This is a genomic window from Sphingomonas paludis (genome assembly GCF_053502515.1).
On the sequence record NZ_CP187558.1, the window covers coordinates 1,515,020 to 1,528,046 of the forward strand.

The 13,027-nt window shown below is 66.7% G+C and carries 21 protein-coding genes; 3 read left to right on the top strand and 18 right to left on the bottom strand.

Translation table 11 applies throughout. The annotated features are described in order from the left end of the window. Positions 1–21 precede the first annotated feature (21 nt). The 16 genes from ACPVPU_RS07385 to ACPVPU_RS07460 all read right to left on the bottom strand — a co-directional run bounded on the left by ACPVPU_RS07385 (position 22) and on the right by ACPVPU_RS07460 (position 9,263). The gene (locus tag ACPVPU_RS07385) at positions 22–483 is read right to left on the bottom strand and encodes a hypothetical protein (RefSeq protein ID WP_448660325.1); all 462 of its coding nucleotides are present in this window, start codon (positions 481–483) and stop codon (positions 22–24) included. Positions 484–592: 109 nt separating this feature from the next. After that, positions 593–1,291: a gp16 family protein gene (locus tag ACPVPU_RS07390; protein ID WP_448660326.1), complete on the bottom strand. Its 699-nt coding sequence runs from the start codon at positions 1,289–1,291 to the stop codon at positions 593–595. Beyond that, positions 1,288–1,677 (bottom strand): hypothetical protein, encoded by a 390-nt coding sequence (locus ACPVPU_RS07395; RefSeq protein ID WP_448660327.1) that lies wholly within the window; start codon positions 1,675–1,677, stop codon positions 1,288–1,290. Before ACPVPU_RS07395 ends, ACPVPU_RS07390 begins: the two co-directional genes overlap by 4 nt. Then, entirely contained in the window at positions 1,674–2,633 is a 960-nt protein-coding gene (locus ACPVPU_RS07400; protein WP_448660328.1) for an AAA family ATPase, read from the bottom strand. The genes ACPVPU_RS07395 and ACPVPU_RS07400 overlap by 4 nt, the downstream gene beginning before the upstream one ends. Positions 2,634–2,704: 71 nt before the next feature. Continuing rightward, complete coding sequence (locus ACPVPU_RS07405; protein WP_448660329.1) at positions 2,705–4,699, bottom strand: transposase domain-containing protein; 1,995 nt, start codon at positions 4,697–4,699, stop codon at positions 2,705–2,707. Then, complete coding sequence (locus ACPVPU_RS07410; RefSeq protein WP_448660330.1) at positions 4,692–5,153, bottom strand: hypothetical protein; 462 nt, start codon at positions 5,151–5,153, stop codon at positions 4,692–4,694. The genes ACPVPU_RS07405 and ACPVPU_RS07410 overlap by 8 nt, the downstream gene beginning before the upstream one ends. Further along, positions 5,153–5,371: a hypothetical protein gene (locus ACPVPU_RS07415; protein ID WP_448660331.1), complete on the bottom strand. Its 219-nt coding sequence runs from the start codon at positions 5,369–5,371 to the stop codon at positions 5,153–5,155. The genes ACPVPU_RS07410 and ACPVPU_RS07415 overlap by 1 nt, the downstream gene beginning before the upstream one ends. A 326-nt stretch (positions 5,372–5,697) precedes the next feature. Further along, positions 5,698–6,033 carry a hypothetical protein gene (locus tag ACPVPU_RS07420; protein ID WP_448660332.1) on the bottom strand — a complete coding sequence of 112 codons (336 nt, stop codon included), beginning with the start codon at positions 6,031–6,033 and terminating at the stop codon, positions 5,698–5,700. A 5-nt stretch (positions 6,034–6,038) separates the two neighbouring features. Then, positions 6,039–6,233 (bottom strand): hypothetical protein, encoded by a 195-nt coding sequence (locus ACPVPU_RS07425; protein ID WP_448660333.1) that lies wholly within the window; start codon positions 6,231–6,233, stop codon positions 6,039–6,041. Next, on the bottom strand, positions 6,218–6,466 hold the full coding sequence (locus tag ACPVPU_RS07430; protein WP_448660334.1) for a hypothetical protein: 249 nt from the start codon (positions 6,464–6,466) through the stop codon (positions 6,218–6,220). Before ACPVPU_RS07430 ends, ACPVPU_RS07425 begins: the two co-directional genes overlap by 16 nt. After that, the gene (locus ACPVPU_RS07435) at positions 6,463–6,969 is read right to left on the bottom strand and encodes a LexA family protein (protein ID WP_448660335.1); all 507 of its coding nucleotides are present in this window, start codon (positions 6,967–6,969) and stop codon (positions 6,463–6,465) included. Before ACPVPU_RS07435 ends, ACPVPU_RS07430 begins: the two co-directional genes overlap by 4 nt. Next, positions 6,966–7,094, bottom strand: a complete 129-nt coding sequence (locus ACPVPU_RS07440; protein ID WP_448660336.1) for a hypothetical protein — start codon at positions 7,092–7,094, stop codon at positions 6,966–6,968. Before ACPVPU_RS07440 ends, ACPVPU_RS07435 begins: the two co-directional genes overlap by 4 nt. Continuing rightward, positions 7,094–7,267 carry a hypothetical protein gene (locus ACPVPU_RS07445; protein WP_448660337.1) on the bottom strand — a complete coding sequence of 58 codons (174 nt, stop codon included), beginning with the start codon at positions 7,265–7,267 and terminating at the stop codon, positions 7,094–7,096. The genes ACPVPU_RS07440 and ACPVPU_RS07445 overlap by 1 nt, the downstream gene beginning before the upstream one ends. Then, positions 7,254–8,000 (bottom strand): class I SAM-dependent methyltransferase, encoded by a 747-nt coding sequence (locus ACPVPU_RS07450; protein WP_448660338.1) that lies wholly within the window; start codon positions 7,998–8,000, stop codon positions 7,254–7,256. The genes ACPVPU_RS07445 and ACPVPU_RS07450 overlap by 14 nt, the downstream gene beginning before the upstream one ends. After that, positions 7,987–8,964 carry a hypothetical protein gene (locus tag ACPVPU_RS07455; RefSeq protein WP_448660339.1) on the bottom strand — a complete coding sequence of 326 codons (978 nt, stop codon included), beginning with the start codon at positions 8,962–8,964 and terminating at the stop codon, positions 7,987–7,989. The genes ACPVPU_RS07450 and ACPVPU_RS07455 overlap by 14 nt, the downstream gene beginning before the upstream one ends. After that, positions 8,961–9,263, bottom strand: coding sequence for a YdaS family helix-turn-helix protein (locus ACPVPU_RS07460; protein WP_448660340.1), 303 nt, complete (start codon positions 9,261–9,263; stop codon positions 8,961–8,963). Before ACPVPU_RS07460 ends, ACPVPU_RS07455 begins: the two co-directional genes overlap by 4 nt. A 66-nt stretch (positions 9,264–9,329) precedes the next feature. Between ACPVPU_RS07460 and ACPVPU_RS07465 the strand changes: the two genes are divergently transcribed. The 3 genes from ACPVPU_RS07465 to ACPVPU_RS07475 are packed head-to-tail and all read left to right on the top strand — an operon-like array spanning position 9,330 to position 10,762. After that, positions 9,330–10,007: an XRE family transcriptional regulator gene (locus ACPVPU_RS07465; protein ID WP_448660341.1), complete on the top strand. Its 678-nt coding sequence runs from the start codon at positions 9,330–9,332 to the stop codon at positions 10,005–10,007. A gap of 3 nt (positions 10,008–10,010) precedes the next feature. Then, on the top strand, positions 10,011–10,469 hold the full coding sequence (locus ACPVPU_RS07470; protein WP_448660342.1) for a hypothetical protein: 459 nt from the start codon (positions 10,011–10,013) through the stop codon (positions 10,467–10,469). After that, positions 10,466–10,762 (top strand): hypothetical protein, encoded by a 297-nt coding sequence (locus ACPVPU_RS07475; protein WP_448660343.1) that lies wholly within the window; start codon positions 10,466–10,468, stop codon positions 10,760–10,762. Before ACPVPU_RS07470 ends, ACPVPU_RS07475 begins: the two co-directional genes overlap by 4 nt. A gap of 503 nt (positions 10,763–11,265) precedes the next feature. Here ACPVPU_RS07475 and ACPVPU_RS07480 read toward each other — a convergent pair. Next, positions 11,266–12,651: a leucyl aminopeptidase family protein gene (locus ACPVPU_RS07480; RefSeq protein WP_448660344.1), complete on the bottom strand. Its 1,386-nt coding sequence runs from the start codon at positions 12,649–12,651 to the stop codon at positions 11,266–11,268. Between the two features lie 37 nt (positions 12,652–12,688). Next, on the bottom strand, positions 12,689–13,006 hold the full coding sequence (locus ACPVPU_RS07485) for an MliC family protein (RefSeq protein WP_448660345.1): 318 nt from the start codon (positions 13,004–13,006) through the stop codon (positions 12,689–12,691). Positions 13,007–13,027 lie beyond the last annotated feature (21 nt).

A 13,027-nucleotide genomic window follows, 5' to 3' on the forward strand; every position in this document is an offset into this window, starting at 1 on the left:
TCGCATATGCGACTTGAAGGGTTATCCGAACAGGCTCAGCTGGCCGTCGTCCAGTTGGCTCCGAATGTCCTTCAACATCCGGTAAATCTGGCTGCGGGTATAGTCTGTCGCGCGGGCGATCGCGTGGACCTGTGCCTCGGTGGTGCCGCCTTCGGCCTCGCTGGCCATCAGCATCTCGATCGCGCGCTGGCGGCGATGATGCGCCTTGGGCACGGCGATGACCATGCCATGCTTGAACTCGGCCAGCACCTGCGCGCGCTTCGGTCCGATTGCCAAGGCGATCTCATGATTCGCAGGGATGGTTCTGGGGACATAGACGGTGGTGCCGCCCAGCGTGTCGCACAAAGCGCGCGCGCCGTCCTCGCCGATGATACCGGCAAGATCGGCGAACACGTCGCTCGAGGTGCGGCTGCTGGCCATGATCAGTCGTCGGCGTCCGGCGATCCGCTCGCCAGCGGCAGGGCGGTGGCACAGCGTGGGCATTCGGCTGAGATGCGCCCGACGACCCAGTGACGCCCGCCACAACTCGGGCAGCGGGCACCTGAATGATACAGCGGCACTGGGGGCCGTTGCTGGATGGGCGAATGCGCGTTCATCGGCCGAACTCCCTCAGCTTCGCCCCCAGCGCGGCGGCAATGTCATCAAGTTCGCTGCTGCTCAGGAGCAGCAGATCTCGCACCTCGATGCCGCAAAGCCGCCACGCGGCCTCCGTCAGCCGCCAGTGCGCTGGAATCACGCCGCGATCGGCCAGCAGCGCCATGATCCGCTCGACCAGGCGGCGGCGCAGCACGATCGGCCCCGCTCCAGGTGCCAGCCCCTCGGTCGACTGGCTCCAGCCATGACGCTCGGCCATCGCTTTCAGCGCCTCGATCAGTCGAAAGGCGAGACGCTGGTCGGCAAACTGCAGCCGCTCGCATTTGAGCTGCCGCCGGGCGAACGCCTCCAGCGCCATCTCGCCGGCATCGTCGATCGCGCCCAGATGGTAGAGCGAGATCCATAGCGCCCGGGCTTTCGCCGCTACCTTGTGATCGGCAGCGCGAGCCTGGCGGCGCTCGCCGGTCCGTCCACGCGGGCTGGCGGGCTTCCATCCCAGTCCCTTCAGCCGGTCGAGCACTGCGCTCAGCTCGGCGTCGGTGCATTTCTTCGCGCTGTCCTTGCCGGTGACGCCGAACAACAGATCGAGATAGGCGTCGCCGACCAGGCCAAGGTCTTTTGCGCCCAGATGGACCTTGGCCAGCATGGCGTTGCGACGCTGATCGGCGGGGCTGCGCAGCTGCGCGGGAGCGTTCATGGCCTGCCCCCTAGTTCCTCGACCAGGCGGTCGGTCAGCATCCGGAACGCCGGATCGCGGCCCCGTCGCGCTTCGGCGCGGCGGCGCGCGACCAGGACCGATGATGGGTCACGGTTGCCCAGGACGCGGGCGGTCGCAGCATTGGATCGGCCGAGCTCGCCCGCAATCCATGCAACGGCATCCCGCGCCCGCACCAGCGTTGCCATGCGTAGCGGACCAATGATCAGCCGGCCCCTTTGGCCGGTTTCGAACGCGACCCGCTCGACGATGGAACGGACCGACGGCGGCGCTACCACCAGCTGCTGATCGTCGAGCAGTTCGGCACGGATCCGCGCGATGGCTTCGGGCGTCGCTTCGCCCTCGAGGATGACAGCCGCGATCCTCATGCCATCACCGCTTGGGTCGACAGCTGCGCCCAGGCATCCTGCAGATGGTCGACGGCAAGCGGCGACTGCTCGGATGCGGCGATCATCGTGGCCAGCTCCATCATGTGCGTTGCCCCGCGAAGGCCACCCGGCAGCGCACAGACCTTGCGGATCTCGGCCAGTTCCTTCGCGCCCCCGACGCCCCATGCCGCCGCCAGTGCATCGGCATCGCCCTGCAGGGCCGTAGTGCGGACCAGTCGCATGCCGATCCGGCTGTAAAGCTGGGCAAAGGCTGCCTTGCGCGACCCGCCTTCAATGCGCTGCATGACGCCGATGTTGCCAAACAGCGCGATGCCGACGCCGGTCATGTCGTGCCAGCTGCGCGCCTCCTCGATCGACTTTTCCGACAGGTGCTGGGCCTCGTCGAGGATGATGACCGGGTTCGACAGATCCTTGACCCGGTCGCGGATGCGGCGGCTCAGCTTCTGCGGCGTTCCGACCGCATTCGGCTCGCCCAGCGCCTCCAGCAGCTCGATCTGCATGTTGTTCACGCCGGCTGTCGAGGGCGACATGGTGGCGCGGAAAACGTTCGGGAAATAGCCCTGGAACTGCTGGGCGGTCTTCGTCTTGCCCAGGCCAGCGCCCATCGCCGCGACGACGATCCGGCCGCGTTGCGCCCAGCCGAGCAGTCGCATCAGCTGCTGGCTTGTCGGTGTCTCGTACCACACCGGCACGTCCGGCGCTTCGACCGCGATCGACGCCTGCTGGACGAGCAACTGGCGATACCGGGCGATCGTTTCCGCCAGATGTGTCTCGTCGGCATTGTAGTTTTTGGTGCCGAACAGGCTCAGCGTCTGATGCTTGATGCCGATTCGACCGCCAAGATCGCGCCAGCTCGAATTGGTCGAGGTCTTGTGATCGAGCAACCACTGGCGCTGCTCCTCGATGTCGATCTTGTGTTCCGCTGGGTCGTTCATGCTATTCAACTCCTGTCTCGCTTGGGACCAGGCGCGCGGGGGTGGTTCCTAGGCGACCCCCGTGCGCCGCTTCATTCGCCGCCCTCGATCACTCGAAGGGCACCGAAAACTCGGGATTCTCGTTTGGCTGCTGCCTCTGCGCGTGTTTCCGCGATCGGCTTTGCGGCGATTGCGACGTTGCCACGATGGCGGACCGGGCGGAGCGCCGGTGGCTCCGGGATCGCCGGTGCACTGACGCCGGGGGACATTGCCGCCAGCTGCTCGCTGGTCAGCAGCTGCTCGGCCTCCACGCCTTCGCGGATCTTGCGCCGGTAATCGGCTGCCCGCTTCGCGGCGGACTTCGCGCCATCGACCGTGCCCCAGGGGCTGTCGGCGATCAGCTGGGCGGTCAGCAAATAGGTCGGTCCGTCATATAGGTGGACGTCGCCGTGCAGCTGCTCGGGATCGAACCGGACGGTGACCAGCTGTCCGCGCAGCCGGTCCATGCCGTCGGCCCAGTAGCGGTTGCCAAACAGGCTGATCTCGCCCGTCTGGCGGTTCACCCGCACTTGGTCATGGGCCAGCAGCGCCAGCCGCAGGTGCTCCGGGGTCGCCCGGCCGACATCGCGCAGCGTGTCGATGAACACCTGGTCGAAACTCCGACCGCGATAGTCGCGCCCTGTCCGACCCAGCCGGGCATTGTGGCGGTTGACGCATCGCTCGACATGGGCGCGGAACGCTTCCCAGGGCATCGCCTTCGTCCGGTAGTTCTCGGGCTTGGCCAGGGGATTGGGGCCGGTATAGGCACCTTCGCATTCCGGCGCGCGCGACACGCGGTCGGCCAAGTCGCGGAATGCGCGCTCGATCGGCTTGGACTGGCCGCGCCCCGGGATCGCCCAGTTGATCTCCACGCCCAGCGCGGTCATCAGCCCGGTCGGCTCGTTCTCAAGGATGCTGAACCGGAAGCGGGTCGTCTGCCCGCCGCTGAACAGTTTGCTGGCGAATGCGCGACCATTGTCGCTGGTCATCCGCTTGGGAATGCCGAAATTCTTCAGCATGTCGGCGACCGCCAGCCGGGCCAGGGTGGTGCTCTCGGTCAGCCCCAGCCGCCATCCGACGATCTTGCTCGACCGCACGTCCTGGATGGCCACCATGATCGGCCGAACGGGATCGCCACCTTCGGGCGGGATGACCCAGACGTCGAACTTGTGCCCGTCGATATTGACCACTTCCATCGCGGACAGATGCTCGACCGTCCGGCGCTCGGCGGGGATCGATCGGCGCAGTGCCTCCTCGCCTTCGCGCTTCAGCAGGCGGATGGCCGGTTCGACCTCGCGCTCGAACCGTCGGCGCATCGTCCGCTCGGCGGGCATCGAAAGGCCCAGTTCCACCGCATATTCGGCCGTCCGCTCATAGCAATGGGTCAGGCTCGGCTTGGACAGGCTCAGGGCATAGCTCTTGTAATACTGCCAGACGCGCGGATCGATCTCGGCCGCTCGGCCGCCGCCCTTCCGGCGCGGGGCGAGCGCCGGCAGCCGGTCGCTGCTGGCCAGCCCATCGATCAGGCCCAACCAGTTCCACAGCGTCGCGCGGCTGACCCCGTGCTCTTCCATCACATGCGCGATCGCAGCGGTGCGGGTCATGCCAGCGGATTCGAGGAGCAGGATCTGGTTGACGATCGCCAGCCGCCGCTCCGCCTCGGCGCGCACCGCTCCGCTCTGAGCCTCCAGCCACCGCCAGCCGCCTTCGGTTTCGGCGCGCACCAGCGCGATCGCCGGAGCCTCCGTCTGGCGGAGCAGCGATGCGCGCCGTTCCAGCTCCAACCGGGCGGCGGCGGGCAGCAGCGTGACATGATATTCGACGCCGCCGCCCCGTCCCGCGCGCGGGCGAACCAGCGCCAGCCCGTCGGGACCGGTGCGGTTGATCCAGCGGTCCTGGTCGGCGCGCCGGTTGATCGACCGCTTGTCCCCGGGCAGGCCGGGCAGCGCCAGCGCCTCCAGCTCGGCCGCGCTGTACCATTCCAGGCGCGGATCGGGGGTGGCGACGGTCGCGGTGGGAACAGAATACTCAACCGCGCGACTAGCCATGCTTCCCCCCGGAACGGATCATCGGAGCGGAATCGGCGATCTTCGCGCGCTCCGCCTTCAGCGCGGCGATATGGCGGTCGATGTGACCCAGCCGCGCTGTGTGGATTTCTTCGCCGACCAGCGCAGCCGCGCCGATCTCGCGCAGCAGCTGGTCGAGAATGTCGTGGCGATCGGTGACCGCGATCAGCGCCCAGAAGCGCGACATCGGCACCTTGTGCTCCAGCCGCGCCGGGCTCGAATAGGCGTCCAGCATGGCCCGGCTGATGTCCTCGCCCAGCTTGACGCTCATCTCCGCCGCGATCACCTCGCGCGGGCGGCTGTCGCTGGCCAGGATCACGCCGACCGCCGAACAGATGCGCTGCTCCAGCCCCGCCAGCGCCGCCGGCAGCGTCGCCGCTTTGGGCGGCTCGAAGCAGAATGCGATCTGCTCGGTCTGGGCGCGCGCCTTGGGCATCAGCTGGCTGCAAATCCCTTGCTCTGCGCCAGCTCGACCAGATCGGCGGCACCGAAGGTGTTGGGATAGCCCGACACGTAATAGCGGGTGCCCTGCCAGCTATGGCTGGCGACCGACACGCTGATCCGCTGCCCACGCAGCCAGTCGAGTGCGGCACTGGCCTGCTCGATGGCGCGCGGCGAGATTCGTGCCGGGGTGGCGGGTGTCACAGCGCCCATCCGAATCCGGCCTGAAACAGTGGCAGGACCGGACGGCGCGATCGCCGCCGCCCGGCCTGCCTCCGGTGCATCCATGGCATCGATCGCCTGGACGCTTTGTGGCGGTTGGCAAGCGCCCGGTGCGCTCGCCTCATCACTGCCGCCTTCAGGGCAGGGTCGGCTGTCCGGCCGCACCGCCTGCTCCCGCTTAGCGAAGGGGACCGATCCCCTGGTGCCGGACGCGGGTTGAACTGTTGCTCCGGACGCCGCCGCGCGCCGCTCGGCGAGCAGCTGCACTACGTGCGCGACGATCGCAGCGTCGACTGTTCGGTAGGAGCGAGTCTCGATCACTGGGCGCGCTCCGGGGCCAGAACTGAGGTAATGGCCAGCAGCTTCGCCTCTGCCGCTTCGGCCCGCGCGATCGCCGCCTCCAGCGTCGTCGTGGTCGACAACCGGCTCACCAGCTCGTCGAGCAGGTCATCGGACGAAACGTCCGCCAGATTGAGCAGCGCCTGTGGTGCTTGCGGGGCTGTCGCACCGCCGGACAATGCTTCGTCGATCAAACTGATCGCGGCCTTGCCGAGCGTGATGGACCGCTCAGCGGCCCGTGCCCGCACCGCCTTCAGCGTGTCGCCGCGAAAATGAACGCTGATGTTACAGAAATTCGCAGGTTCGTCGGCCATGGCGATCACTCCTGTTCGGATTTCGGCGGCAGCGTTTCGACCAGGGCGCGGATTACGTCCGCGACCATCGGGTCGATCCGGGTGGGCTTGATGTTCATGAAGCCCGTTGGGGCCATTGGCGCGCTGCGGCGCACGGGCGCTTGGCGCGCCTTCAGGTGCTGCTCGGGTGTGCCGAGCGTGATGTTCAGCGCTGATGCCATGGTGCGTCCCAATCGGTCGGGTGGATGGTCGGCAGCGCCGGGGCCTCGGTGCCGCACAGCGGCGAAGCAGGCAGCGGCGACGATGGTTCGGACAGGGCGGCAGCGAACCGCTGGCGACGCTCTTCGCGCAGCAGCTGCTTGGCGACGCGCATCGGCACCTGATCGGCGAGGGACCGCTCGAACAATTCCCGCGCCGCGCGCAGTCGTTCAGCCTGACGATCAGGCGCGCTCATCGTCCGACCCTCTCGAGATGGATCTTGGTGTCGCTGAACGCCGCCTGGTAAGCGAATGTATCGCGCGATCGGAACGCGCCGATCAGCCGCTGCTGCATCCTCGGGGGCAGCATCCGCCAGTGCGTCAGGCAATACAGTTTGCCGCGCTCGACCACTTCGCCGCAGCCGTCATGGGCACAGGTGACCACCACGTCGCGGGCGATCGGCCGGGGCCGCGCCAGCGATGCCATCGTCACGCCGCGCCGTGCCAGCTCGGCCTTCAGCACTTCGGTGTCGACCAGCTGCAGGTCCGGCGCAGCCGGCAGCGCCAGACCGCGCGCCCGCTTCGGGTGGCGAACCAGCTTTCCGGCGTCGACCAGACTGTCGATGATCTCCGCGATCCGGCCCTTGCTGGTATCCGCCATGCCCAGGTGGCGGGCGATCTCGACATAGGTTGGGGCCAGCCCGAACCGGCCGATCTCGTCGCGGATGAAATCCAGCGCCTGCAGCGCGCGCGGGGTCATGACAGCATGCCCCAAAATGCCAGCCCCAGCACCACGATGCTCAGCACGATCGCGGCGACCAGCGCTCGCATCGCCAGCCGATCCGCATCCAGCCACGCCTGCGCCTCGTCCTTGCCGGGCCGCATCACAGCTTGCCCTGGAAATGCAGGATAATCAGCAAGATCAGCACCAGCTCGATCAGCGCCGCCGCCGCGATCACCGCGAAACCGGTCATCCGGTGCCAGTCGATCTCGATCGGCTCAGGCGAACGCCACACTTGCTGGACCGTCCAGCGGACCTCGTCTTTACGCTCGGGCATCGGTCGCCTCCCCGTGTCCGGCCAGGGCTGGGATGGCATGCCGCGCGTCCGACCGGTTGAGCGGCGGCAACCAAAGGATACGGGTTGAGCCCGGCGCGGTCGGACGGCTGACGTCCCACACGAACCAGGCATAATCGATCGTCCCGCCGTTGAAGGCGCGGCGCCCCATCAGGTCGATCATGTCGCCCGGCGGCATCGACGGCCGCTGGGTCAGCACCATCACCGACTGCGGCGGATGGTCTTCCATGAACAGCCGATACCGGCCCTGGCTCGCCAACCACTTGAGCGGCAGCACCATGCAAACCCGCCGTGATGCGACGCGCAGCGCCTGACGCACGAACGCCTCGGCGATGTTCTCGATGTAGCTATAGGGCGGATTGCAGACGATGCTGCAGCCCGGCCAGCGATTGCGGCCGCCGTCCCCCTCCAGGAAGTCCGCCTTGAAGAACATCGGCACTGGCGCGGATCCGATATTGGCCGATTCCGCCAGCATGGGCCGGTCGAGCCGGTCGACCAGGTCCGACATGGCGACGCGGTGCCCCTGTTCCAAGAACGCGCACATCGTCCGGCCGCTGCCGGCGCACGGGTCCCAGATCAGCTCGAACGAGGCCCTCTCCTCGGCGAATCCGCCCAGCGCGTCGGTCAGCTGCCACGCGACCCAGCTTTCATCGACATACCAGTCGACGGGCTGGCGCTTGGCCTTGCGCCCGGTGCCGACTTCAGCCCGCGACATCGCCCAGCTCCTCGTTCAGCCGGTCGCGCAGCTGGCGCTTGACCTCGATCGACTTCAGGGCGCGGACGATGCCGTCCACATTGTGCTTCTGCTGGGCAGCGGTCAGGCGGCTGAGCCCGCCGACAAAGGCGTTGACCGCCTTCTGCTCGGCGGTCGGTGCCGGACCGCCCAGCGCATCGATGCCGACCTCGACGCGGGCTGCATCGGCGCTCAATTCCGGATCGGCCAGCAGCGCCTCGATCACCCGGCGGCGATCCGCTTCGATCTTCACCTGGGCGACCTGGCGCAGCTGGCTGGCATTCTCGCCGACCACCGGATGGCGCGACAGCGCCTCGGCCAACGCCGGAAACGGCTCGATGATCAGCCGGTAAAGCTCAAGATCCCGGTGGATCGAGCGGCGCGCCATACCGAGGGCTTCGCCGACCGATTCCTCCCAGCCATATACTTGTGCCATCGTGGCACAAGTATCGCCGACCTCCTCAGTTAGGGCGTCGTCGGCGCGGGTTTCTCCCGCTTTTACGCGCTGCCAACGGAGCTTGATGCCCAGTTTCTGGTGGCTGATATTGCCATGCTCGCGCGCGATCCGCGTTTGCGCCGCCTGCACCAGTGCGGCGGTGAACTTGGCCCGCTCGATGGGTGCCAGCGGGCGGCGATGCAGATTCTCGCTCGCCTCCAGATCGGCCAGGTCCTCTGGCTTGCCGCTCACCTCGATGGCGAACACCGGAATGCACTCGATCCGCGCACCGATCAGCCGGTGCATGCCCGTCACCAGCCGCCAGGGCTTGTCCGGGTTCTTCGGATTGGCGACGACCTTGATCGGGTCGCGCTGCCCGTCGACCGCCATCAATCGACCGATCGCAGCTGCCTTGTCCTCATGCAGGAAACCGATCCGCTCGCCCTCGTCGACCAGGGTCGGCGACAGCTCGAGCAGGTTCGCACCGGAAAGCAGAGACGCGCCGCTCATTCCGACGCTCCACTTAGACGATGCGAATCGCTCGCTTGCCGGGCAACAACTGCCGCAGGAGGATAGTCCCGTGGATAGATGTCAGGCCGCAGATCGTGCCGCGAAACACCGAATAGCTGCTCCGCCTTGAGCACGTACTCGGCGGGCAGCCGCTTCGATGATTGAAGCCACTTCCAGACAGCAGCCTGGGTGACCTCTAATGCGCGCGCCAGGGCGCTTTGCGATCCGGCACGCTCGACCAGATCGGTCAGCGCTTCGAAGGGTGTAGGTGCCATAACCATGGTTTTAGCTAAATCCATGGTTATAGATAGTCAACACCAAAAGTGGGCGCGCGTTATTAAAGCGAAGGTTGTAGGTCGTGCCCTATGAGCAGGGTAGATTCCGACCGTCTAAAGCGGCTGATCGAAGAGTGCGGGTTGAGCCAGTCGGAGCTGGCACGGCGCGTCGGCATTTCCCAGGCTTCGGTGAACAAGCTCACCAGTGGCGAAGGCCAAGGTAGCAAGTATCTTCATCATATTGCTCGGGAATTGGGCACATCGGTCGAGTATCTGCTTGGCGAGACGGACGATCCAGGCATCGGCTCGGCGCCAGCGCCACGGCCAGCCCATGACGCAACCACATCTGCAGATCGGTCCGACCTGGTCGAGATCGCTCAGATCGACCTCAGCTACGGCATGGGGGCGACCTATCTGGAGGACAGCCCCGACGGGGAAGGTCGCGTCTTTTCTCGCGCCTGGCTGCGCCAGTTTACCGACAGCCCGCCTGAGCTGCTGTTCTGGGCAAAGGGGCAGGGGAACTCCATGTCTCCCACGATCGACGATGGTGAGATCGTGCTGATCGATCGCCGGCAGAACACGCCGCGCATGGCCGACTTGATCTGGGCGTTTGGCTTTGGCGAGATCGGCATGATGAAGCGGCTTCGCCCGATGCCCGACGGCAGCGTCAAGATCCTGTCCGACAACCCGTCGGTCCCGATCGAGACCGGCCACGATGGCGAGGTACAGATTATCGGCCGCGTAGTGGCGGTTGTGAAGAGGGTCTAAACGATGCGTGTGCGGATCGAGGCAACAATGCTGGCCTTGCTGATGCTCTCGTCACTGATTTGCGGCTGTGGATCAGCCCCGCCGCCTACGGCGGTTGAGAACGATCAGGACCGGCAACTGTCAACAGCCGCATGGTCTGAACCGCCGAAGTCGGCCGCGCGGTTCGACCCGAAGAAGGTCGCTGCCGCAAAGGAAGCAATCCTGGCCGAGCCGAAAGTCCGCGATCTGGTGTTTCAGGATGGAAAATACGATGTCGAATGGCAGGTTGGCATCATCCCCGACGGCACGCCTCGGCACGGCTATGCGGGTTACCTGTGCCAGACCCTGAGCGAGATCGGGTTGATCGACGACGATGTCAGCGTCCGGGTGATTGATATCTATGCGGTAGAGCGCGGCGCGGATTTCAGGACCGCCAGCCTTGGTCATGTTCGCTGCCATGACGGTGCGAACCTGGGGGTGTGAAACTCGGCCCTTGGATAACGGCGCTGCCCCGCACTGAGGTGCCCGAGTTAACCGAGCTGGCAGCGCTGTGCGATCGCCACGGCCTCCGCTGGCGATGGCGAGCTGAGCAGCTGACCTATGGCTGGCGCGCAGAGGTGAACGCCGGCTTTTTCGACGAACAATGGCAACGCCGGGGTGCGACGCCCCGCCACAGTGGTTCGGGTCCGACCGGGCCGGTCGCGCTCGGCCGTGCCGCCGCATCTGCCCTCCATTACTGGCAGCTGGAACGCAAAGAGCGCTTCCCGGGGCGCTAGAAAAATGTCCCAGTTCGACTGCCCGAACGACGCTTCCTGGGCGCGCCTTCATCGCGCTCAGCGCGCCGATTTCTGCGGGCTTCTGCCGAACTTGGACGCGCCCAGCGAACTGGGACACCGAATGTCCCACTTTCGTCCCGGTTCGATTTGCCCAGTCATTGCTGATCGACTGCTCAGAAGCCTCTCAACGCCCGTTTTTCCGCAATTGAGAGGCTTCTTGGTTGGTGTATGCCGAGTCCAGCTGCTCTTGGCCGCCATCGTCTAAATTAAGCAGGAGTCTAGACAGTGACGCGCACCGCACATCCCGCCGAAGGCAAAACGTGAAAACGGCCAATTTGCGTGGGTTCCATCCCACACAATCCCGCAATACCCCGCTTAATCCCGGCAACCCATGCAGTCTAAACCCTCGTGTCAACTAACAGCGGGCCATCACCCTCTCCAAGCTCTGCCAGCCGCTCTCGCGGCAAGCTGCGCTATCCTCCCCCGTTGAGGGGGAGGAGGGTTCAGCCGAATCGTCCTTTCAGCATCGCCCAGGCCGCACGCATTCCCAGCGCCTCGCCGCCCTTGGGCCTTCCGGCGCGGGGGGCGGGGCGCCAGGCAAAGGTGTCGAGATGCGCCCAGGGGATGCTGCCCGGCACGAAGCGCCGCAGGAACAAAGCGGCAGTGATCGCGCCCGCAAAGCCGCCATCGGGCGCGTTGACCATGTCGGCGATGTCGGAACGCAGCATGTCGTCATAGCCGTCCCACAGCGGCAGCCGCCACAGCGGATCGTGCGCCGCGTTCGCCGCCGTCATCAGGTCCGCCGCCAGCGCGTCGTCGTTGACGAAGGTCGCAGGCAGATCAGGCCCCAGCGCCACGCGCGCCGCACCGGTCAGGGTGGCGAAATCCAGCATCAGCACCGGCTTGCCCTCGACCGCCTTCACCAGCGCATCGCCTAGGATCAGCCGACCCTCGGCATCGGTATTGGTATTCTCGACCGTAATCCCCTTGCGCGTCTTCAGCACGTCGCCGGGGCGAAAGGCGTTGCCCGCAATCGCATTCTCGACCGCCGGGATCAGCAGGTGGAGCCGCACCGGGAGCCGCTGGCCCATCACCAGCGCCGCCAGCCCCAGCGCATGTGCGGCACCGCCCATGTCCTTCTTCATTAGCGCCATCGCGCCGCCGGGCTTGATGTTCAGCCCGCCCGAATCGAACACCACACCCTTGCCGATGATGGCCACGCGGGGATGGGCGGGATTGCCCCATTCCACCTCGATCAGGCGCGGCTCGCGGCCCCGCGCCGCAGCCTGTCCGACCGCATGGATCATCGGATAGCCGCGCTCCAGCTCCAGTCCCCTGGTCACCGTCAGCGTGCCGCCGTGGCGATCCGCCAGCGACTTCGCCTCTGCCTCCAGCTCAGCGGGGCCAAGATCGGCGGCGGGCGTGTTGACCAGGTCGCGCACCGTCGCCACCGCCTGCGCCAGCGCGACGGTTTCCGCGATCCGCGCCGGCTCGCTCGTCAGCAGCACGCGCGGGCCGGTGGGGGCAGGGTCCTTGCGATAGGCGTCGAACCGGTGCTGGGCCAGGCACCAGCCGAGCATCGCCGCGCCCGGCTCCCCGCTTGCCATCCGGTACGTCCCCTCGGGCAATTGCTCGCCCAGCGACGCGATCCGCCAGGGCGAGGTCTCCGCCTCGTCGCACACCAGCAGCATCGACCAGTCGTCCGCCCCCTCGCCGGGCAGCACCGCACGGTTGCCCGCCTTGCCGGCCAGCCGGTGCGCGGCAACGGTTGCCCGGATGCGCGGCGGCTGTTCGGCCAGCCATCCGTCCCATGCCTCCGGGCGGACGACATGGATCAGGCGCGCGGGCTGGCCGCGATCGGGCTGGAGCAGGGCAGTGAAGTCGGTCATCCGCCTTAGCTAGAGCGGATGACCGCGTTTCGCCAGATCAGCGTGGGACGATGATCTGGCGGCAGGTCTCCGGCGCGCTGCGGGCAGCGGTATTCCATGTGACGGTGCCGCCACTACGCTGCATCCGCTGGCCGCTGCGCCCCTCGAAGCTGTTTCCGTCGATGGACGGGGCGGGCAGCATCACGATGGTCTGGCTGTCATTGACGCGAACGATCGCGCCGCGATCCCGGTAATCCACCCGCAGTTTGGTCCCTCGGTCGCATTCGTAAAAGCTGCTGCCGCCCGGCGTCCCGATGGGCTGCATGCAGCCGGAAAGCGCCATGAATGCAGCGGCGCCCACGATCGTCTTTCGCATCGTTATCCCTCCCCTCCGCTT

Bases quoted from the DNA above. Each gene is read 5' to 3' on its own strand.
- ACPVPU_RS07410 (WP_448660330.1), bottom strand. From the start codon at position 5,153: ATGCCCAAGGCGCGCGCCCAGACCGAGCAGATCGCATTCTGCTTCGAG.
- ACPVPU_RS07465 (WP_448660341.1), top strand. From the start codon at position 9,330: ATGAGCAGGGTAGATTCCGACCGTCTAAAGCGGCTGATCGAAGAGTGC.
- ACPVPU_RS07460 (WP_448660340.1), bottom strand. From the start codon at position 9,263: ATGGATTTAGCTAAAACCATGGTTATGGCACCTACACCCTTCGAAGCG.
- ACPVPU_RS07395 (WP_448660327.1), bottom strand. From the start codon at position 1,677: ATGAGGATCGCGGCTGTCATCCTCGAGGGCGAAGCGACGCCCGAAGCC.
- ACPVPU_RS07415 (WP_448660331.1), bottom strand. From the start codon at position 5,371: ATGGGCGCTGTGACACCCGCCACCCCGGCACGAATCTCGCCGCGCGCC.
- ACPVPU_RS07435 (WP_448660335.1), bottom strand. From the start codon at position 6,969: ATGACCCCGCGCGCGCTGCAGGCGCTGGATTTCATCCGCGACGAGATC.
- ACPVPU_RS07445 (WP_448660337.1), bottom strand. From the start codon at position 7,267: ATGCCCGAGCGTAAAGACGAGGTCCGCTGGACGGTCCAGCAAGTGTGG.
- ACPVPU_RS07420 (WP_448660332.1), bottom strand. From the start codon at position 6,033: ATGGCCGACGAACCTGCGAATTTCTGTAACATCAGCGTTCATTTTCGC.
- ACPVPU_RS07455 (WP_448660339.1), bottom strand. From the start codon at position 8,964: ATGAGCGGCGCGTCTCTGCTTTCCGGTGCGAACCTGCTCGAGCTGTCG.
- ACPVPU_RS07430 (WP_448660334.1), bottom strand. From the start codon at position 6,466: ATGAGCGCGCCTGATCGTCAGGCTGAACGACTGCGCGCGGCGCGGGAA.
- ACPVPU_RS07450 (WP_448660338.1), bottom strand. From the start codon at position 8,000: ATGTCGCGGGCTGAAGTCGGCACCGGGCGCAAGGCCAAGCGCCAGCCC.
- ACPVPU_RS07470 (WP_448660342.1), top strand. From the start codon at position 10,011: ATGCGTGTGCGGATCGAGGCAACAATGCTGGCCTTGCTGATGCTCTCG.
- ACPVPU_RS07440 (WP_448660336.1), bottom strand. From the start codon at position 7,094: ATGCGGCCCGGCAAGGACGAGGCGCAGGCGTGGCTGGATGCGGATCGG.
- ACPVPU_RS07405 (WP_448660329.1), bottom strand. From the start codon at position 4,699: ATGGCTAGTCGCGCGGTTGAGTATTCTGTTCCCACCGCGACCGTCGCC.
- ACPVPU_RS07400 (WP_448660328.1), bottom strand. From the start codon at position 2,633: ATGAACGACCCAGCGGAACACAAGATCGACATCGAGGAGCAGCGCCAG.
- ACPVPU_RS07485 (WP_448660345.1), bottom strand. From the start codon at position 13,006: ATGCGAAAGACGATCGTGGGCGCCGCTGCATTCATGGCGCTTTCCGGC.
- ACPVPU_RS07390 (WP_448660326.1), bottom strand. From the start codon at position 1,291: ATGAACGCTCCCGCGCAGCTGCGCAGCCCCGCCGATCAGCGTCGCAAC.
- ACPVPU_RS07425 (WP_448660333.1), bottom strand. From the start codon at position 6,233: ATGGCATCAGCGCTGAACATCACGCTCGGCACACCCGAGCAGCACCTG.
- ACPVPU_RS07480 (WP_448660344.1), bottom strand. From the start codon at position 12,651: ATGACCGACTTCACTGCCCTGCTCCAGCCCGATCGCGGCCAGCCCGCG.
- ACPVPU_RS07385 (WP_448660325.1), bottom strand. From the start codon at position 483: ATGCCCACGCTGTGCCACCGCCCTGCCGCTGGCGAGCGGATCGCCGGA.